General features: G+C 72.3%; 17 protein-coding genes. 7 read left to right on the forward strand and 10 right to left on the reverse strand.

Annotation, left to right across the window (positions count from 1 at the left end):
• Positions 1-88: 88 nt before the first annotated feature.
• Positions 89-1,171, reverse strand: a complete 1,083-nt coding sequence (locus VFH10_RS04650; RefSeq protein WP_325126431.1) for a serine hydrolase domain-containing protein — start codon at positions 1,169-1,171, stop codon at positions 89-91.
• A 138-nt stretch (positions 1,172-1,309) separates the two neighbouring features.
• On the opposite strand from VFH10_RS04650, the gene VFH10_RS04655 reads away from it, so the two are divergent.
• Positions 1,310-1,867, forward strand: coding sequence for a CGNR zinc finger domain-containing protein (locus VFH10_RS04655; protein ID WP_325126433.1), 558 nt, complete (start codon positions 1,310-1,312; stop codon positions 1,865-1,867).
• A complete protein-coding gene (locus VFH10_RS04660; protein WP_325126435.1) occupies positions 1,864-3,522 on the forward strand; it encodes a DNA repair helicase XPB in 1,659 nt (552 codons plus the stop codon). Before VFH10_RS04655 ends, VFH10_RS04660 begins: the two co-directional genes overlap by 4 nt.
• A gap of 211 nt (positions 3,523-3,733) precedes the next feature.
• Here VFH10_RS04660 and VFH10_RS04665 read toward each other — a convergent pair whose 3' ends face one another.
• Positions 3,734-4,897, reverse strand: coding sequence for an aminotransferase class V-fold PLP-dependent enzyme (locus VFH10_RS04665; RefSeq protein WP_325126437.1), 1,164 nt, complete (start codon positions 4,895-4,897; stop codon positions 3,734-3,736).
• Between the two features lie 98 nt (positions 4,898-4,995).
• Here VFH10_RS04665 and VFH10_RS04670 point away from each other — a divergent pair, with 98 nt between their 5' ends.
• Genes VFH10_RS04670 through VFH10_RS04685 form a run of 4 tightly spaced genes read left to right on the forward strand, consistent with a single transcriptional unit; the run spans position 4,996 to position 10,434 of the window.
• Positions 4,996-7,170: an AAA family ATPase gene (locus VFH10_RS04670; protein ID WP_325126439.1), complete on the forward strand. Its 2,175-nt coding sequence runs from the start codon at positions 4,996-4,998 to the stop codon at positions 7,168-7,170.
• 46 nt (positions 7,171-7,216) lie between these two features.
• Positions 7,217-8,878: a hypothetical protein gene (locus tag VFH10_RS04675; RefSeq protein ID WP_325126441.1), complete on the forward strand. Its 1,662-nt coding sequence runs from the start codon at positions 7,217-7,219 to the stop codon at positions 8,876-8,878.
• Between the two features lies 1 nt (position 8,879).
• Positions 8,880-9,755: a nucleoside hydrolase gene (locus VFH10_RS04680; protein WP_325126443.1), complete on the forward strand. Its 876-nt coding sequence runs from the start codon at positions 8,880-8,882 to the stop codon at positions 9,753-9,755.
• A gap of 10 nt (positions 9,756-9,765) precedes the next feature.
• Positions 9,766-10,434 (forward strand): hypothetical protein, encoded by a 669-nt coding sequence (locus tag VFH10_RS04685; protein WP_325126445.1) that lies wholly within the window; start codon positions 9,766-9,768, stop codon positions 10,432-10,434.
• On the opposite strand, the gene VFH10_RS04690 is transcribed toward VFH10_RS04685, so the two are convergent.
• Positions 10,423-11,601: a DUF4031 domain-containing protein gene (locus tag VFH10_RS04690; protein WP_325126447.1), complete on the reverse strand. Its 1,179-nt coding sequence runs from the start codon at positions 11,599-11,601 to the stop codon at positions 10,423-10,425. The genes VFH10_RS04685 and VFH10_RS04690 overlap by 12 nt on opposite strands.
• A gap of 7 nt (positions 11,602-11,608) precedes the next feature.
• A complete protein-coding gene (locus tag VFH10_RS04695) occupies positions 11,609-12,364 on the reverse strand; it encodes a copper homeostasis protein CutC (RefSeq protein WP_325126449.1) in 756 nt (251 codons plus the stop codon).
• 17 nt (positions 12,365-12,381) lie between these two features.
• Here VFH10_RS04695 and VFH10_RS04700 point away from each other — a divergent pair, with 17 nt between their 5' ends.
• The gene (locus VFH10_RS04700; protein ID WP_325126451.1) at positions 12,382-12,744 is read left to right on the forward strand and encodes a hypothetical protein; all 363 of its coding nucleotides are present in this window, start codon (positions 12,382-12,384) and stop codon (positions 12,742-12,744) included.
• A gap of 103 nt (positions 12,745-12,847) precedes the next feature.
• Here VFH10_RS04700 and VFH10_RS04705 read toward each other — a convergent pair whose 3' ends face one another.
• The 6 genes from VFH10_RS04705 to VFH10_RS04730 all read right to left on the reverse strand — a co-directional run bounded on the left by VFH10_RS04705 (position 12,848) and on the right by VFH10_RS04730 (position 19,878).
• Complete coding sequence (locus tag VFH10_RS04705) at positions 12,848-13,594, reverse strand: SRPBCC family protein (protein ID WP_325126453.1); 747 nt, start codon at positions 13,592-13,594, stop codon at positions 12,848-12,850.
• A gap of 7 nt (positions 13,595-13,601) precedes the next feature.
• Positions 13,602-14,456 (reverse strand): xanthine dehydrogenase family protein subunit M, encoded by an 855-nt coding sequence (locus VFH10_RS04710; protein WP_325126456.1) that lies wholly within the window; start codon positions 14,454-14,456, stop codon positions 13,602-13,604.
• Complete coding sequence (locus tag VFH10_RS04715) at positions 14,453-16,954, reverse strand: xanthine dehydrogenase family protein molybdopterin-binding subunit (protein ID WP_325126458.1); 2,502 nt, start codon at positions 16,952-16,954, stop codon at positions 14,453-14,455. The genes VFH10_RS04710 and VFH10_RS04715 overlap by 4 nt, the downstream gene beginning before the upstream one ends.
• Positions 16,951-17,421 carry a (2Fe-2S)-binding protein gene (locus VFH10_RS04720; protein ID WP_325126460.1) on the reverse strand — a complete coding sequence of 157 codons (471 nt, stop codon included), beginning with the start codon at positions 17,419-17,421 and terminating at the stop codon, positions 16,951-16,953. Before VFH10_RS04720 ends, VFH10_RS04715 begins: the two co-directional genes overlap by 4 nt.
• Positions 17,422-17,516: 95 nt before the next feature.
• A complete protein-coding gene (locus VFH10_RS04725; protein ID WP_325126462.1) occupies positions 17,517-18,314 on the reverse strand; it encodes a helix-turn-helix transcriptional regulator in 798 nt (265 codons plus the stop codon).
• A gap of 316 nt (positions 18,315-18,630) precedes the next feature.
• On the reverse strand, positions 18,631-19,878 hold the full coding sequence (locus VFH10_RS04730) for a transcriptional regulator (protein WP_325126464.1): 1,248 nt from the start codon (positions 19,876-19,878) through the stop codon (positions 18,631-18,633).
• Positions 19,879-19,908 lie beyond the last annotated feature (30 nt).

Genomic DNA, 19,908 nt, shown 5'->3' on the forward strand with positions numbered 1-19,908 from the left:
GCCTGCCCCTTGGGAATCGGTCGTCCGAGCCCCCGACTTGAGGCAACCGCGCGGCCGCGCCACCGGCCCGGTCACCGCGGGCCACCCCTCAGTCGCAGAGAGCGGCCTGGAGGATCGCGTCGACCGTGCCGCTGACCGCGCCGCCGACGCTGTTGAGCATGATGACCACCGACCGGCCGGTCTCCAGGTCGTACCACGCCTCGCTGGCGTAGCCCGGCACGCCGCCCGAGTGGCCGTACGCGACGCCGCAGTCGGTGTGCACGCGCGCCACACCCAGTCCGTAGCCGCTCCAGCCGGAGAAGCTCAGGTCACGCATCTCCGTCATCTGCTGCACGGCGGCCGAAGGGACCAGGGCCCCCTCGAAGAGCCCACGCAGGAAGGCGCTCATGTCCTCCGCGCCGGCAGTCACCGCTCCGGCGCCGCCGACCCACGACAGGTCCTCGTCCGTCACGTCCTGCCCGTCGTCGTACCCGTGCGCCAGCCCGGGCGGCGCCGGCTGCTCGGGCGCCAGCCGCGCCGTCCTCATCCGCAGCGGCTCGAACACCCGCCGGTCCAGGACCGCCGACAGTGGCTGACCCTCGACGGCCTCCACCACGAGCCCGAGCACCGCGTAGTCCTCGTTGCGGTACTCGAACCGCTCGCCGGGCTGGCGGTCGAGAGGCTCGTCCGCGATCTCGCGCACGAACGCGTCGTCGTCGGACGCGGGACCACCCTCCGTCAGGCCGCTCGCGTGCTCGAGCAGCTCCTCCACGGTGATCCGGTCCCCCGCGGCGAGCAGGCCCGGGCTCAGCTCGGCCACCGTCTGGTCACGTCGGAGCAGTCCGTCCTGCTCCATCTGCATGACGGTGGCCGCCACGATCGGCACGGTCAGCGCGGCGGTCTTGAACGAGTGGTTCGGGCGCAACGGCGTACGACGTTCGCTGTCGGCCACGCCCCGGACGACGGTGCGCTCGCCGCTGTCGTCGGCGAGCACGACGACCGCTCCGGGTGCAACGCCGGCGTCGATGTCGGCGGCGACGATCTCCTCCACGGAGTCGGCCCGCTGGGCCACGCTGCGCTGGATCGCGGAGGGCTCGGGCTCCGGGGCGGGGGCGGGCTCGTCGGCGTCGCACGCCGCAAGGGCCGCGGTGCTCAACAGCACCGCGGCCACCAGCAAGCCTGCACGGGCCATCGACGGACTCCTCGGACTCCAGGTGTTCATGATGATGGATCCGGGCCTCCGACCGGTATCACCCGAATGGAGTAGGAGGTCCCCCAGCATTGGGCCTTACCGGCGGACTGGCGTGGAACGGGCAGGTAACCTGCAGGTATGGACTTTGTTCGTTACGCCGAGCGCTCCGCGGGGCTCGTCAACGCCGACCTGGACGACGCCGCCGCCGTGGTCTCCTTCCTCGGGGACCGGGCGTGGCTGCACGACCAGGTCGTCGAGCGTGACGCCACCACCCTCCGACGGTTCCAGCGTGAGCTGCGGCCGGTGTTCGAGTCCTCCAATGAAGGCGACGAGCACGGGGTCGTCGACCAGCTCAACACGCTGCTGGCCAAGCACCCGGTGACGCCCTACATCGCGGGCCACGGCGGTTCCGGCTCCGGTCGTCCCGACTGGCACATGCACGTGGCCGACCGTCAGTCGTCGGTGGCAGAGCTGCTGGTGGCGGAGTCGCTGATGGGGCTGTCCACGCTCGTGTGCGACCTCGGGGCGACCCGCCTGGGGGTCTGCGACGCCAGCGGCTGCGACCACGTCTTCGTCGACACGTCGCCGAACCAGTCCCGGCGGTACTGCTCCGACCGCTGCTCCTCACGCGCCAACGTCGCCGCCTACCGCGCCCGGCAGAAGGCCGCGAGCGCTGGTTCGGGGGCCGTCTCGTGAACGACGGTCCGCTGATCGTCCAGTCCGACAAGACCCTCCTCCTCGAGATCGAGCACGAGCGCGCCCAGGACTGCCGCAAGGCGATCGCCCCCTTCGCCGAGCTCGAACGCTCCCCCGAGCACGTGCACACCTACCGGCTCACGCCGCTCGGGCTGTGGAACGCCCGGGCCGCCGGCCACGACGCCGAGCAGGTCGTCGACACGCTGCTGTCGTTCAGCCGGTACGCCGTGCCGCACGCCCTGCTCGTCGACATCGCCGAGACCATGGCGCGCTACGGACGGCTGCGGCTCGAGAAGCATCCGACCCACGGCCTGGTGCTCTCCAGCACCGACCGTCCGGTGCTCGAGGAGGTGCTGCGCGCCAAGAAGGTCAAGCCGATGCTGGGCAACCGGATCGACGACGCCAGCGTGCTCGTGCACCCGTCCGAGCGCGGCAACCTCAAGCAGGCCCTGCTCAAGCTCGGCTGGCCGGCCGAGGACTTCGCCGGGTACGTCGACGGCGAGGCGCACGCGATCGACCTGCGCGAGGACGGTTGGGAGCTGCGCGCCTACCAGCGTGAGGCGGCCGAGTCGTTCTGGCACGGCGGTTCCGGCGTCGTCGTACTCCCTTGTGGTGCGGGCAAGACCATCGTCGGTGCGGCCGCGATGGCGCAGGCCAAGGCGACCACGCTGATCCTGGTCACCAACACCGTGTCCGCGCGGCAGTGGAAGGAGGAGCTGCTCCGTCGCACGTCGCTGACCGAGGAGGAGATCGGCGAGTACTCCGGATCCCGCAAGGAGATCCGCCCGGTCACCATCGCGACGTACCAGGTGATGACCACCCGGCGGAAGGGCGTCTACTCCCACCTCGAGCTGTTCGACGCCAAAGACTGGGGCCTGGTCGTCTACGACGAGGTGCACCTGCTCCCGGCACCGATCTTCCGGATGACCGCCGACCTGCAGGCCCGGCGCCGCATCGGGCTCACCGCGACGCTGATCCGCGAGGACGGCCGCGAGGGCGACGTGTTCAGCCTGATCGGGCCGAAGCGGTACGACGCGCCGTGGAAGGACATCGAGGCGCAGGGCTGGATCGCCCCCGCCGACTGCGTCGAGGTGCGCGTGACGCTGCCCGAGAGCGAGCGGTTCGTCTACGCGACCGCCGAGCCCGACGAGCGCTACCGGCTCGCGTCGTGCACCGCCGCCAAGACGCGGCTGGTGGAGGAGCTGGTCGCCAAGCACAAGGGCGAGCCGACGCTGGTGATCGGCCAGTACCTCGACCAGCTCGACGAGATCGGTGAACGGCTCGACGCGCCCGTCATCAAGGGCGAGACCACGGTCAAGGAGCGGGAGCGGCTGTTCAACGCGTTCCGGCGCGGCGAGATCGACCTGCTCGTGGTGTCCAAGGTCGCGAACTTCTCCATCGACCTGCCCTCGGCGTCGGTGGCGATCCAGGTGTCCGGCTCGTTCGGCTCGCGGCAGGAGGAGGCCCAGCGCCTCGGCCGGTTGCTGCGCCCCAAGAAGGACCAGCCCGACGGTTCCCGCAGCACCGCCCGGTTCTACGCGATCGTCTCCCGCGACACCGTCGACGCAGACTTCGCCCAGCACCGCCAACGGTTCCTCGCCGAACAGGGCTACGCCTACCGCATCGTCGACGCCGACGACGTCGCCTCCGCCTGACCCCTTCGTTGAGACGCGCCTCGCGGGATGTTGAGACGCGCCCCGAGGTTGTTGAGACGCGCTCAGGGTGTGTTGACGCGCGCCCGCCGGCTCCCGAGACGCGCGCTTCATCCTCCAACGCGCTCATCAACGCCTCCAGCGCGCGTCTGAACACCCGTCACTCACGTCTGAACACCCTCCAACCCACTCCTCAACGCTCGGGGGGCGCGTCTCAACGGGACGGGAGGGCGGCGGGGAGCGCGTCGGCGAGGCGTTCGTAGTCCGAGGGGACGTTGTAGACGGCGCCGGAGAGCCGGATCCAGCCGCGTCCGCCGTACGGCGTCACCTGGGCCTCGACACCGAGCGCGCTGAGCCGTTCGTACAACACATCCGCGGCCTCGACCGTGGTGGCCACCCCGTCGGGCAGGCCGACCAGGCGCAGGCACGGTGCGGGCGTGCGCGGCACCTCGACGTCCACCTCGGGCAGCACGGACGCGACGACGGCGGCGCCCTTGTCGAGCAGCTCGACGGCTCGCTCAGCGATCGCGGGACCGCCGGCCGAACGCCAGAACTCGACCGCGGCACCGAGGGCGAACCAGCCGCTGTAGTCGTCGGTGCCGTAGGTGTCGAAAGGCCACGGGAACGGCTGCCCGTGGTTCCAGCTCGTCACGAGCGGTTCGGTCGTGTCGCGCTCGGACTCGGCGACCCACAGGGCGCTGGTGCCGCGCGGCGCAAAGCCCCACTTGTGCCAGGTGCCGGTCCAGAAGTCGGCACCGGTGCGCTCGGGGTGGGCGGGCAGGTGCCCGGGCACGTGCGCGGCGTCGACGAACGTCAGCGCACCGACCGACCGGGCCAGGGCGCAGATCTGCTCGACCGGCACCACCGTGCCCGTCGGCGAGGTGATCTGGTCGACGATCACCAGCGCCGCCCGCTCGCCCCGCTCGGCAACCCCGGTGAGGGCCTGACGGAAGCCGTCGACCAGGTCGGCGTCGTCGGCGTGGACGGGGTGTGGCACGACGAGGTACGACGCGCCGGTCCGCCTGCACCAGTGCGCCACCGTTCGGCGTACGGACTCGTAGCCCTGCTCGCCGATGACCACCACGTCACCGGGCCCGAGCCGGCGGCGCACCGCGAGCCCGGACAGTACGACGGCGGTGGCCTGCGTGACGTTGCGGACCATCGCGACCTCGTCGGCCCCGACGCCGAGGAACTCGGCCGCGACGTGGCGCGCCTGCCCCTTCAGGCCCGGGCTGTCGACGCGGAAGAAGCGCATCGGGTTCGCCTCCGCGCGCATGCGGATCGCGGTCTGTGCCGCCGACACCGCCCTGGGCACCGACCCGAACGACCCGTGGTTGAGGTGCACCACGTCGGGATCGAGGTCGAAGGCGTCCAGCACGTGTCGAAGTGTGTCAGGCGGTGCCCGAAAACCAGGTGACCGCCCCCACATCCGTTGGTAACGTCGGCGGGCTCCCGACAACCCTGTGAGGTCCCCGCGTGCCTACTCCCACGCCCCCGACCCCCGTCCCCGATCCCACCCACGCCGACTCCGACCGCAACGACGCCCACAACGACCCCCACAACAGCCCCGCCGACCCCGAGCTCGAGGCCGAACGCCGTCACCTCACCGAGTCCCGCGCCGCCCTCGCCCGGATGCGCGAGCGCACCGCCGGGCTGGACTCCGCAGCCGCCGGAGACTGGGTGAGCCGGAAGTTCCTCGAGTCCGCCTTCCACCTGCGGATGAAGGCGCTCGCCGACGACCCGACGGTGCCGCTCTTCTTCGGCCGCCTCGACTACGACCCGACGCACCCCGACGCACCCGACCACACGGTCGGCGAGCACTTCTACATCGGCCGCCGGCACGTCAGCGACGAGATCGGCGACCCCATGGTCGTCGACTGGCGCGCGCCGATCAGCCTGCCGTTCTACCGGGCCAGCAAGACCGAGCCGATGGGGGTCCGGCTGCGCCGCCGGTTCGGCTTCCAGCACGGCGCGATGACCGCCTACGAGGACGAGGGACTGATCGACGGCAGCGTCCCCGACGACGCGCACAGCGCGATCCTCGAGGCCGAGATCGAGCGCCCCCGCGTCGGCCCGATGCGCGACATCGTCGCGACCATCCAGCCCGAGCAGGACGTCATCGTCCGGGCCGACCTCGAGCAGTCGATCTGCGTGCAGGGCGCGCCCGGCACGGGCAAGACGGCGGTCGGGCTGCACCGGGCGGCGTACCTCCTCTACTCCCACCGCGAGCAGCTCTCCCGCCAGGGCGTGCTGGTCGTCGGGCCGAACGCGTCGTTCCTGCGCTACATCGGCGACGTGCTGCCCGCGCTCGGTGAGATCGACGCGCAGCAGACCACCATCGAGGAGCTCGTCGCGAAGACGCTGGCCCGGCTCAACGCGCGGTACGCCGTGCGCGGCGAGGACACCCCCGAGGTGGCCACCCTCAAGGGCGACGCCCGGATGGCCGAGGTGCTGCATCGCGCGCTGTGGTCACGCGTGCGGGTCCCCGACGAGGGGCTGCTCGTGCCGCGGGGAGCGCGACGGTGGCGGTTGGCGACGTACGAGGTCGAGGAGATCCTGCAGGACCTGCGCCGCCGCGGGGTCCGCTACGGCGCCGCCCGGGCGATGCTGCCGCAGCGGCTGGCGCACGGGATCCTGGTCAAGATGGAGCTCGCCGGCGACTCCCCCGACGACCGCGTGCAGGACGCCGTCGCCCGCAGCCGCGAGGTGAAGCGGTACGTCGAGTCGGCGTGGACCGCGGTCGACCCCGCCCGCCTCCTGCTCACGCTGCTCGGCGACCGCGAGGCGCTCGCAGCCGCCGCCGACGGCATCCTCACCGACGACGAGCAGCGCTTGCTGCTCTGGGCGAAGCCCCCCAAGGGTCCCGGCTCCGCCCGCTGGTCCCTCGCCGACGCCGTGCTCATCGACGAGGTGGCCGACCTGGTCGACCGGACCCCGTCACTCGGTCACGTCGTCGCCGACGAGGCGCAGGACCTCTCCGCGATGATGCTGCGCGCCGTCGGCCGGCGCTGCTCGACCGGCTCCGCCACCGTGCTGGGCGACCTGGCGCAGGCGACGACACCGTGGGCCAGCCGCTCGTGGGAGGACGCGCTCGGCCACCTCGGCAAGACGAGCGCGCACATCGAGCAGCTCACGCTGGGGTTCCGCGTGCCCGGCGAGGTGATCGAGTACGCCGCTCGGCTGCTGCCCGTCGTCGCGCCCGGGCTCGAGCCGCCGCGGTCGGTGCGCCGCACTCGCGGCGAGCTCGACGTACGACGGGTGTCCTCGCTCGACGACGAGCTCGTCCGTCTGGTCTCCGTGACGCGGGACCGAGTCGGCTCGGTGGGACTGATCGTCCCCGACGCGCTGGTGCCGCGGGTGCGGGAACGGCTCATCGCGGCCGGCATCGGGCACGCCGTGCTGGGCGACGAGCCCACCGACCTGCCGCCGGGTGCCGTCGAGTTCGACGACCCGCTCGACCTGGTGCCGGCGTCGCTGGCCAAGGGCCTCGAGTTCGACCACGTCGTGCTCCTGGAGCCGGCGGGCATCGTCGCCGGCGAGGCCGACCGGATGACCGGGCTGCGCCGGCTCTACGTGTGCCTCACCCGGGCGGTGACCAGCCTGTCGATCCTGCACACCGCGGATCTGCCCGGCGAGCTCGGCACTCCTTAGCCGAGCCCGCTAAGGTCCACGACAGATCGTTCACCCGGGGGTTCACATGGTCCGTCCGCTCGCCCTGCTGCTCGCCGTCGCGTTGGCGGCGCTCACTCCGACCGCCGCCGCGACCGGCCCGTCCGTCGGAACCGGCCGAGACGGCGCCCAGCACGCGCGCGTAGCCAAGGCCGCGAAGGTCGCGATCGAGGTCGACTGGCCGTCGGGTCAGGTGCGCGGCCGCAACGTCCGCGTGCACGTCACCCGCCAGGGCTCGGCGCCGACGCGCGCGGAGCTCCAGGTGCGACGGGGCACGTCCTGGGTGACGGTGGCACGGAGGAACGCCGCCGGGCGCACCTTCACGATGACCCATCGGGTGGACACCCACCGCTACAAGCTCCGGGTGGCGCTGACCGAGCGCGGCCTGGTCAGCCGGACGGCCCGGGCGCCGCAGCCCCCGGCGCTGGTGCGCGACACGTCGTACCCGTCCGACCCGGTCAAGGCCCGTGGACGACGGCTCGACCTGCGCTTCGAGGGCGAGCGCGGCGACCATGTCGACCTGGTCGCCAGGGGGCACGGCCCGGACTCGTGCACGCGCACCGTCCTGCGCAAGGACGACCGCGTCGTCCGGCAGCAGCGGTCCCAGCTGTGGCGGCTCCCGCGCACCGGGAGCTACCGGCTGTTGGTGGTGCCCTGCTGGGGGTACGACCTCCGTTCGGCCGACCTGACCCGGTTCCGGCTGGTGCCGCTCATGCCCGACGGCGCACGCGAGCCCCTCGACCGGCGACGCGGCACCGTCGACGTGGCCGTCGTCGACGTGCCAAGCACCGGGAGGATGATGGTGCGCGGTTGGACGGACAGCAGACCCTGGGCCCGGGTGCTGGATCCCGACGGCAGACGGCTGCCGTTCGAGCGCGGTACGCCGACCTACCTCGAGACCGGGCGGCCCGCCCACTCCCGGGAGTGGCCCAACCAGTTCCCGTTCGGTCCGAAGACGCTCCCCGGCCGCTACCTGTTCGTGCCGGAGCGCGACACGGAGGTGAGCCTGTCCACTCCCGTCGCGGCTCCCGCAGTCCTCGAGGGTGCCCCGGTCACGGTCGCCGACGGTGGCGTCCCCGGGCGGGAGCGCGAGATCGTCTTCTCGGCCACCGCGGGTGCGTTCGTCTACCCCGACCTACCGCTGCCCTCGTTCGCTGAGGGCGGGCACGCGGAGCTCGTCGGACCCGACGGAGCGGTGGTGCACGACTGGAACTACCGCCGGGGCTGGCTGCTCCCCTCGGACGGCAGCTACCGGCTCTACGTCACCCCGGGCCCCGACCAGGCCGACCAGCCGCTGACGGTGCGGCTGCGCAGCGCCACCCTGCTGCCAGCGATGTCGTACGACGCCGCGCCGACCCGCTTCACGGCCACGGCACCGGGCCGGTGGGCGGTCGCCGAGATTGCATTGCCGTCCAGCCCGACGCCTCCGTTCCGGCACCGGTTCGTCGCCTCCGCCCCCGACACCACCGGCGCCTGGGACGCCGTGATCGCCCCGACCCGCTCGGCGTACTGCTCCGCCGACCCGCACGGTCCGCTCGGCTGCGGCGACTACGCCATCGGCACCGTCCGCCCGGACGCGCCGGTCTTCGCCCCGTACTCCACGTTCTTGGGCCTCAGCCACCTCGTGGTCTTCCGACCGGATCCGACGGTCACCGGGACCGTGGACCTGTCCCTCGGCCCCGACGCATGAGGTGACAGCGCGGCAGCTGGTGCTCGACTGCGACACCGGCACCGACGACGCGGTCGCGATCATGCTGGCCGCGCTCCATCCGGGTCTGGACCTGCTGGGCGTGACGACGGTGTTCGGCAACCTCGCCGTCGCCGACACGACCGACAACACGCGGCGGGTCCTCGACAACGTCGGCCGGTCCGACGTACCCGTGCACCGCGGGGCGAGCAGCGCGCGGGACCGGAGCGGCCGTGCCGCGGACGCCTCACCCGCTGTGGACTGGCTGGTGGAGACGCTGCGCGCGGCCACCCGTCCGGTCAGGCTGGTCTCGACCGGGCCGCTCACCAACGTCGCCCTCGCGCTCGCAGCGGACCCGCGGATCGTCGACGCGGTCGACCAGCTGGTGATGATGGGCGGCAGTCACCGGATCCCCAACGTGACGCAGCACGCCGAGCGAAACGTCTGGAACGACCCGGTCGCGGCCGACACGGTCGTGCGGGCGGGCTTCCGACGGCTCGTCATGGTCACCCTGGACGCGACGCACCAGGCGCCCCTCGGCCACGACGACTGCGACCGTCTGCGCCGGCTCGGCACGCCCGCGGGCGTCGCGGCGGCCGACCTCGTCGAGGAGCGGATCGAGCAGTACGCCGGGTGGGGCGGGCCCGGCGCTCGACCGGCCGCGCCGGTCCACGACCCGCTCACCGTCGCCTACGTGATCGACCCGGCCGTCCTGATGTTGCGGCACCTGCTCGTCGACGTGGAGACGACCGACGGGCCCAGCTACGGCCGCACCGTCATCGACGTGGACGGCGTGACCGGGCAGCCGCCCAACGGGCACGTCGCCCTGTCCGCAGACCGCGGCCGGTTCCTCGGCGTACTCCTGTCGACCCTGGGCTAGCGTCGCCGGCATGGACGTCCTGGAGTCGTGGCCGCTCGGTCAGCACACCGACCTGCGCGACCGGCTGCTCGCGGCGTACGACGACCCGGCTCGCGGGTACCACGACGTCCGCCACCTCAACGAGGTCGTCGACAACATCCACCTGCTCCGCGACGAGCTGCCCCGCCCCGAGATGGAGATCGCGATCTTCCCGCCCCCGCACCAGCACGCCGTGCTGCTGGCGGCGTGGTTCCACGACGCCGTCTACGACCGCGACGGAGACCTCGAGGAACGGTCCGCGGCGCTCGCCGAGACCGAGCTCGGCGCCGCCGGGTGCCCCGCCGAGCTGGTGACGGAGGTGGCCCGGCTGGTCCGGCTCACCGCGTCCCACCGGCCCGCGCCGGACGACCCTCGCGGCGCCGTGCTGTGCGACGCCGACCTGGCGATCCTGGCCTCGGACGACGCCCGTTACGCCGAGTACGTCGCCGGTGTCCGCACGGAGTACGCCCACCTCGACGAAGCCGTGTTCCGGGCCGGCCGGGCCGCCGTGCTGAGGGACCTCGCCGAGTCCGACCACCTGTTCCACACCGCGACCGGCCGCCGGCTGTGGGAGGACCGGGCCCGTGTCAACCTGGAGGCCGAGCTCGCCGCGCTCAACAACGATTCGTCTGCGAAGCCCCCGCCTGAATCACCCCATTAACCGCAGACGAATCGTTTCGTCGAGCCGGGCCGGTACGCCAAGGGGGAGGGCGAGGTTGCGGTCCTCGTGACCGAACGGCGCCCCCATGACCAGCGGTACGCCGAGCCCGCCGAGCCGGTCCACCAGGACGGCCCGGACCGTCTCCTCCGGGCCGCAGTCGGTGAGCTGGCCGACGACCACCGCGCGCACCCCGTCGAACCAGCCGGACCGCAGCAGCTGGGTGAGCACCCGGTCGAGCTTGTACGGCTCCTCCCCGATGTCCTCCAGCACCGCGATCGACCCGGCGGCCGGCATCACCCGCGACGTGCCGGCGCCCGAAGCGAGCACCGCCAGGTTGCCGCCGACGAGCACGCCCTCGGCCGTCCCCGGCACCAGCACCACCAGCGGTTCGGGGGTGAGCACCAGCGACCGCGCGGGCTCGAACAGCGTCCGCCGCAGGTGCTCCCGCGACTCCTCGTCGCCGGACCCGAGGCTGGTCACGACCGGGCCGTGCACGGTGGCCAGCCCGAGCCGCGCGGCGAAGGCCTGGAGCAGCGCGGTGATGTCGGAGAACCCGACCAGCAGCTTGGACCGCGCCCGGGCGAGCCGGTCCCAGTCGAGCAGGTCGACGATCCGCTGCGCGCCGTACCCGCCACGCGCACACACCACCGCCGCGACGCTGTCGTCGAGCCAGGCGGCCGTGAAGTCGCGGACCCGGTGCTCGTCGCTCGCCGCGAGGTACGGGTGGCCTGCGTCCAGCACGTGGCCGGCCACCTGCACGTCGAGATCCCAGGAGCGCAGCACGTCCAGCCCCACGGCCAGCCGGCTCTCGGGCACCGGCCCGGAGGTAGCCACTACGGCGACCCGGGCGCCCGGTCTGAGCGGCTCGGGCCGCACCAGCGCCCGGCCCGGGCGACCGGTGCCGAGCACCTCGGACTTGCGGCGGCGGAGGCCGGCTGCACGCAGCCGCGTGATCAGGTCCCGGCTCGACACCGGCACCGCACCCGCGGCAACGACGGAGTCGTAGCGCTCGGCCGGGATGTCGTAGTGGTCCCGGTCGAAGCCGCGCTCGGGGATGCCGAGGCCACGGGCGAACCGGTGCAGCTCCTCGAAGCTCTCATCGCTGGCCAGGTGCGACCACATGCGTCCGTGGCCCGGCGCGTTGGGCGGGTCGATGAGCAGCGTCATGCGGGGCTCATGCGCCGGCGCCGGCGGCCCGGTCGGCTGCGTCGTCGAGCAGCATCCGCCAGGACCGCACGTGCGCCGGGTCGACGTACGCCTTGTCCCACGAGCCTCCCGGCCGCACCGACCCGCCGACGTGGAACTGGCGGACGCCGGCCCGCAGCAGCCAAGGCACGTGCTCCGCCTTCAGCCCACCGCCCGCCATCATCAGCCGCGCCACGTCCGGGTCGGAGCCGGCCCGGTCGACGAGGTCGTCGAAGCCGGCCGCCAGCCCCCGCGGCGACCCCGCGGAGTGGACCGCGTCGAGGCCCGGCAGGCGCAGCACCTGACGCCACGCCCGGTCGGTCTCGAGGGACGCGTCGATCGACCGCGAGAACGTCCACGGCACCCCGGCCAGCTGCCCCGCGATGTGCTCGCAGACCTCTTCGTCGACGAGCAGGTCGCCGTCGAGGAACCCGAGCACGAGACCCTCGGCGCCCACGTTGAGGTAGGACTCGGCCAACCCGACCAGCCGGGTCAGCTCGCCGCCGGTCGTGGTGTGCGAGTCGTTGAGCCGCAGCAGCACCCGCACCGGGAGGTCGGTCTCCTTGCAGACCCCGGACACCAGTCCCGGCTCGGGCGAGAGACCGATGTCGGTGGTGCTGCGGTCGAAGAGGTACAGCCGGTCGGCGCCGCCCTCGTCGGCACCGGCAACGTCGCGAGGGTGCAGCACCGCGACCTCCAGCAGGGGCGCGTCCCCCCGGGCCACACCCGGCTGCGTCATGGACATGCCCTCACAATAGGAGGGTGACCGCCGACGAGGGCCCGGACGACGCGCTGATGCAGGCGCGCGCCATGGTGCTCCACGACCTGGAGGTCACCGGCGCCGCCGACGTCGAGTCGGTGTCCGCGCTGGAGGAGTCGCTGACCACGCGGCGGTGGTGGACCTCGCAGTGGGAGGAGGGCCGGGTGTACGTCGCCGGCCTGATCGCCCAGGACGTGCAGGACGCCATCCTCGACCGGGTCGGCCGGTGGCCGCTGTGCCGGGCCTGCGACGCGCTCGACCCGCACGCCCTCTACATCCATCCCGAGCTCGGCGGTCCCGAGCCCACCTGGGTGTGCGAGCACAGCGGCATCGCGGTCGCCCCGCTCGGCGGTCTCACCCGTTAGAGCGCGATACGACGCGACGTTCTTGCTGTTTCCCGCAGGCTGGGAGAGCAAGTACGTCGCGTCGAATCAGGCGGGTGGAGCGGGGGTTCGACTGGCGTGCCGGCTACCTCTTTCGGATCATCCGGATGACGAACAGGAGCACGACGAGGCCGGCAAGCGCCTGCTTCCAGTACGTCTTCGCCAGGATCGGTACGACGGTCGCACCGAGGTCGAGGGCGTCGTCCTCCTTCGCCTCTGCACGTGGCGCGGCCGACCGGGGCGCGCTCGCCGCCGACGCGGAGCCGGCCGTGGCGGGTGCCGCCGGCGGCGCGGGTGCCGCCGGTGACTCCGGTGGCTCAGGCGGGATCTCGGAGCCGGCCGGCTCGACGGTCTCGGTCGCCGCCGCTGCGCCGGCGGCCGTGCTCTCGCCCACCTGCTGCTCCAGGCAGGCCACGAACTGGCCGAGCAGCTTGTCGGACACGTCCTGGATGACGCCGCGGCCGAACTGCGCCGGCTTGCCGGTGATCGCGAGGTCGGTGACGACGGTGACGTCGGTCGAGCCGCCGCTGTCGGACATCGTCGCGGTCACGGTCGCGCCGGCCGTCCCGTTCCCGCGCTTGTCCTTCCCCTTCGCGTCCACGACGAACCGGTGCGCCGCTTCGTCCTTCTCGACGAACGACCCGGTGCCGGAGTAGACGAGCGCGATCGGTCCGAGCTTGACCTTGCACGACCCCTTGAAGTCGTCGCCGGACACCTCGGTCACGGTGGCGCCGGGGAAGCACCCCGCGACCGACTCGATGTCCTGGAAGTGCGCCCAGGTCGCGTCGACCGTCGCCGGCACAGTGAAGGTGTGCGTGAGCTCCATACCCATACAGGCACTATCCTCCTGCGGCCGCGAGGACGGCACGCCTGGTCAGCACGGTCGCCAAGTGGCGCCGGTAGTCGGCGTCGCCGTTGAGGTCCGAGGGCGGGTTGGTGCCCTCGGCCGCCGACGCCGCGGCCGCCCGGACCGCCTCGTCGGTGGCCGGTTGCCCCACCAACGCCCGCTCCACGGACGTGGCCCGCAGCGGTGTGGACCCCATGTTGGTCAGGCCGACCCGCGCCTCCGCGATCTGTCCGCCATCGACCTTGACCGCCGCCGCGACCGCGACGATCGGCCACTGGTGGGCGACCCGCACGAACTTCTCGTAGTGCGCGCCCCAGCCGGACCACTTCGGGATCCGCACCTCGGTCAGCAGCTCGGTGTCCTCCATCGCGGTGGTGAAGAGGTCGACGAAGAAGTCGGTCGCGGCGATCGTGCGGGTCCCACCGGGGCCGGCTACGACGAACTCGGCGTCCAGGGCGAGCGCCGGGGCCCCGAGGTCACCGGCCGGGTCGGCGTGCGCGAGGGCACCGCCGAACGTGCCTCGATGACGGATCTGCGGGTCGGCGACCTCGGACACCGCCTTGGTGATCAGCAGCGCGTGCTCGCGCACCAGCGGGTCGGTCTGCACCTCTGCGTGGGTGGTGAGCGCCCCGATGACGATCGCGTCGCCGTCGTCGCGGACGCCACGCATCGAGTCGATCTTGCCGATGTCGATGATCATCTCCGGCGCGTTGAGCCGCATCCGCAGCACCGGCAGCAGGCTCTGCCCACCGGCGATCACCTTGCCTTCGTCGCCGGCGGCCGCGAGCGCCTGCAGCGCCTCCTCCACCGTGGTCGGGGACACGTAGTCGAACTTGGCGGGAATCACCGTGCACCTCCGTCGTCGGCTCCGGCCGTGCGGTCTGCGACGTCCTGCTCGTCGAAGTGCGGCATCGCGTCACCCGGTGTCGGCTCGCCGCCACCGCCACCCTGGTCGTGGATCGCCTTCCAGATCCGGGCCGGCGTGCACGGCATCTGCACGTCGTTGACGCCGAAGTGGCGGATCGCGTCGACGATCGCGTTGACCACCGCCGGGGTGGAGGCGATCGTGCCGGCCTCGCCGACGCCCTTGGTGCCGAGCTTGGTGTACGTCGACGGCGACGTGGTGTGACCGGTCTCGAAGCTGATCAGGTCGGCCGCCGTCGGGACCAGGTAGTCGACGAACGACGCCGAGACGAGGGTCCCGGACTCGTCGTGGACGGCCTCCTCGAACAGCGCTTGGGCGATACCCTGGACGAGCCCGCCGTGGACCTGGCCCTCCACGATCATCGGGTTGACGATGGTGCCGACATCGTCGACGCAGACGTACTTGCGCATCTTCACGCCGCCGGTCTCGGTGTCGATCTCGACGGCACACAGGTGGGTGCCGTGCGGGAACGAGAAGTTCTCCGGGTCGAAGCTCGCCGACGCGTCGATCGACGGCTCGGCGCCGTCGGGCAGGTTGTGACCGGTGAACGCCGCCAGCGCGACATCCTGGATGCCGAGGTCCTTGTCGGTGCCCCGGACCGTGAACCGCCCGCCGGTGAACTCGAGGTCGTCGACGGAAGCCTCGAGCAGGTGCGCGGCGAACGGCTTGGCCTTCTCGATCACCTTGTCGGCCGCCCGGACGACCGCCTCTGCCCCGACGACCAGCGAGCGGGAGCCGTACGTGTCCATGCCGTGGTAGGAGACCTGGGTGTCGCCGTGCAGGACCTCCACGTCCTCGAACGGGACGCCGAGCCGGTCGGCCACGATCTGCGACCAGGCGGTCTCGTGCCCCTGGCCGTGCGGCGACGTGCCCGTCACCACCTCGACCTTGCCCGTGGCGAGCATCCGGATGTCAGCGTGGTCCCAGCCGCCGGCCGCGTAGTTGAGCTGGCCGAGGATGCGGGACGGCGCGAGGCCGCACATCTCGGTGAACGTGGAGACCCCGATGCCGAGCTGGACGGGGTCGTTGCTCTCGCGGCGGCGCTTCTGCTCGGCACGCAGCTCGTCGTACCCGAACATCTCCTTGGCCTTGGCGGTGGCCGCCTCGTAGTTGCCCGAGTCGTAGGTCATGCCGGCCACCGTGGTGAACGGGAACTCCTCGTGCTTGATCCAGCTCAGCGCGCGGACCTCGAGCGGGTCCTTGCCGACCTCGGCGGCCAGCTCCTCCATGAGCCGCTCGATGGCGTACGTCGCCTCCGGCCGGCCGGCGCCGCGGTAGGCGTCGACCCAGGTCTTGTTGGTGTAGACCGGGGTGAGGTTGAACTGGTAGGCGTCGAACTTGTAGATCGAGTTGAACATCCAGGCGCCGAGCACCGGCACCCCGGTGCCGACCAGTGCGGCGTACGCGCCCATGTCCGCGAGCAGGTCCACCTTCAGCGCGGTGACCCGACCTTCCTTCGTGGCCGCCAGCGTCAGCTTCTGCCACTGGTCGCGGCCGTGGTGGCCGGCCATCAGCGACTCCGAGCGGGTCTCGGTGTGCTTCACCGGCCGGCCGAGCCTGCGGGCGACGCAGAACGCGATCCACTCCTCCGGCGTGATCTGGAGCTTGCCGCCGAAGCCGCCGCCCACGTCGGGGGCGATCACCCGGATCTTCGACTCCGGCACTCCGGTGGTCGCCGCGAGCGCGAACCGCACGATGTGCGGGATCTGCGTCGCGCTCCACACCGTGATCTGCTCGCCCGTGGGGTCCACAACGACAGAGCGCGGCTCCATGAACGCCGGGATCAGCCGCTGCTGACGGTACTCCCGCTCGATGACGATGCCGTCGGCGCGAGCGGTCGCGATGGCCTCGTCCACCGAGCCGCCGCTGCCCTGGGCCGCGGAGTCGAGCTGCCAGAACGCCGCCTTGTTGGTGCCGAGGTCAGGGTGGGCAAGCACTCCGTGGTCGGCGTCGGCCTCGGCCGCCTGCTTGAGGTCGAGAGCGGCCGGCAGCTCCTCGTAGTCGACGTCGACGAGCTCGGCCGCGTCGCGCGCCTCTGCCGCGGAGCGGGCGGCGACCACGGCCACGACCTCACCGGCGAACGCGACCCGGTCCACCGCCATCGGTGGGTGCGCGGGCGACTTCTGGTCGGTCGTGATCGGCCACGCCGTGATCAGTGTGCCCTGATCGTCACTCACGTCCGCGCCGGTCAGCACGGTGACCACGTTGGGCGCCGTCTTGGCCTCGCTCGTGTCGATGGCGGTGATCCGCGCGTGCGCGTACGGGCTGCGCACCATCGCCAGGTGCAGCATGCCGGTGAGCTGGATGTTGTCGGTCCACCGGGTGCGCCCGGTGATGAGCCGCTGGTCCTCCTTGCGGCGTCGGGACTTGCCGATCTCGCTCTCGACGGCGTCGGCAGGGCGCTCCTGGGTGGAGGTCATCGCGCACCGCCCGACGTGGCCGCGGCCTGCACTGCCTTCACGATGTTGTGGTAGCCGGTGCACCGGCACAGGTTGCCCTCGAGCCCGAGCCGGATCTCCTCCTCGGAAGGGTTCGGGTTGTCGTTGAGCAGGTCGATCGACTGCATGATCATGCCCGGCGTGCAGTAGCCGCACTGCAGGGCGTGGCACTCGTGGAACGCCTTCTGCACCGGGTGCAGCTCGCCGTCCGTCGCCAGCCCCTCGACGGTCGTGACCTCGTGCCCGTCGGCCTGCACGGCGAGCATGTTGCACGACTTCACGCTCTTGCCGTCGACGTGGATGGTGCAGGCGCCGCAGTTGCTGGTGTCGCAGCCGACGACGGTGCCGGTCTTCCCGAGGCGCTCTCGGAGGTAGTGCACGAGCAACATGCGTGGTTCGACGTCGTCGGCGTACCTCTCACCGTCGACGGTGACTTCGATCTTCGTCATCAGGACACCCCTGGACATGCGTCGGACTGGTCGGTGGTAACCGATGTGACGCCTGCCACGTTAGGACCTGGGGGTTGGCGAAAGGTTGGTGCGGGTCAGCCCCCCGTGCGCTCCTCGATCGCGTCGTCCAGGAGGCCTCGAGCGCGCGCCTCGCGGACCGCCACCAGACGGTCGGTCACGCCCAGCTTCCGGTAGACGTGCTCGAGGTGCTTGCGGACCGTGTGCCGGGAGACCCCGAGCCGGCGGCCGATCGACTCGGCGGTCAGGCCGTCCGCCAGCAGCCGCAGCACGGCGAGCTCCCGACCGGTGAGACCCGCGGTCGCCCGTTGGAGTGGTACGACGGACGCGCCGGGCCGGCACTCCTCGAGCACGGCCTGGTTGCGGGCGAGCAGCACCATCAGCGGCTGGATGCGGCGGGCCAGTGTCACCTGGTCGTCGGAGTAGTCGGCACCGCTCTTGGCGAGCACGAAGACGCGTTGCCCGGCCGGGCCGACCCGGTAGGGGATCGCCAGCTGCCGGTCGAGTCCCACCGGACGCAGGCAGTGCGCGACCATCTCTCGCCCGCGCCGCGTCCCCACCGACCTGGGCACCCGCTCGATCGTCGTCGCGCTGGTGTCGCCGCTGACCATGTACCAGTGCGGCAGCGGGTGCTCGGGCATGGCCTCGAGCGTCCAGAACTCCATCTCGGCAGGGGACGGCCAGCCGGGCGGCCGGTCGTACATGTCGAACCCGTAGCCGCCGTCGGCGTCGATCCAGTTCCAGGCCGCGTTCGTGTCGAACGTGGCCACCAGCTGGGCGGTCAGCATCCCGGTGGGGAAGCCCGCGTCGGGGCAGCCGAGCAGGTGGTCGACCAGGTCGACCCAGTGGTTGAAGCGCCGCTCCGCGTCCTGCACAGGTTCCCCGTCGCGCCGTGGCAAGGGCCGCCGTTCTGCAGCCGTCCCCATCGTATTGAAGAACCGAAAGGCCGTCATGCGGATCGGAATCCTCGTCCGGTTCGGCCCGGTTCGTCCGGGACGAACCGGGCAGCCGTGCCGCCGGGGCCGGGGGCAACGTACGCGCTTGTGCGTATGGCACCGCGCCGCCCGGTCTCGCAGGATGATCCCAGCAACACGCGCCGTGGACGGGGGCCGCTGCGGGTGGCGACCTGTTCGGGGGTCCGGTCGCCACCCGCAGTCGCAGCCCGTCCGCTCCGTGCTCGGGAGCGGGCTCTCAGGCCCGGCCGGCCGCGGCCAGCCGGCCCTTGAGCAGGGCTCGGGCCGGGTGCCGCGCGTCGGGCAGCGCCGCCAGCGCGACCTCGATCACCTCGGTGTCGTACGGCGCCAGCTCGGTGTAGCGCATCACCGCACCCGGCTGCGGGTCGGCGAGCAACGCCTCCCGCACCGAGACCGCCACGACCTCGGCCAGCTCGGTCAGGGCCGGCGAGCTGGTGCCCGGGAACAGGTCGCCTCCGTAGGCCGCGAGCGCGCCGGCGACGCGACCCCGGCGGAGCAGGTCGAGCACCGTCTCCACGTCGGTGTCCACGGGCATCATCAGCCGGTAGGGCCGCGAGGCGAGCTGCCCGCCCAGGGCGCTGCGCAGGTGTGACACCTCGGCCTTCAACGTGGACGGGCTGACCGCCTTGTCGCCGTAGACCAGCGCCTGCAGGTGCTCGAGGGTGAGCCCCTCGGGGTGCAGGGCGAGCAGCGCCAGGATCTCGGTCTGCCGGCGGGTCAGCAGCAGTCGCTGCCCGTCGAGCACGACCTCGACCTGGCCCAGCAGCGTGAGCTGCAGGCCCGCCTGGAAGGCGCGACCCCCCGTGTGGCGGCCGTCCGACGGGGCGGTCGCCCGTGGCAGGGCGTTCTCCAGCAGCCGCGCCATCACGCGCGCGGTGGCCATCCCGATCGGGTGGGTCCGGTCCCACGTGGTCGACAGGTCGATGACGCCGAGCTGCTCACCGGTCACCGGGTCGTGCACCGGCGCGGCCCAGCACACCCAGTTGTGCACGATCGGGGCGAAGTGCTCGGCGCTGAAGACCGTCGACGGCCGGTCGTCGGTCGTAGCCAGGGCCAGCGCATTGGTGCCGATGCTGGACTCGCCCCAGCGACCGCCGGCGACGAAGTTCACCGACTCGGCTTTGCGGCGCATCACCCGCCCGCCGTAGGTCCACAGGATCCGGGTGTCGGCGTCGGTCACCGCGACCACCAGGTCGCCGTCCTCCGCCGTACGACGCAGGTCGTCCTCGATGCGCGACACCGCGACCTGCAGCGGCGACTCCTGCCAGAACGCAGCGGTGTCCGACTCGTCGGCCATCGGCGCCTCGGCCACGTCGGGGGAGATCGCGACCCCGGACCGCTCCCAGCTGCGCAGGATCTCCGGGCGCACCATCGCGGCGGCCTCGTCGCCCCGCTCGACGAACGCGGTCCAGGCGCGCACCGCCTCGACCCGCTGCCCCCGCAGCTCTTCTCGCGGACTGGTCATGTCCCTCGCTCTGCCTCGGAAGGGCCCTCC

This window comes from Nocardioides sp. (assembly GCF_035697785.1).
Classification (GTDB): Bacteria; Actinomycetota; Actinomycetes; order Propionibacteriales; family Nocardioidaceae; genus Nocardioides_B.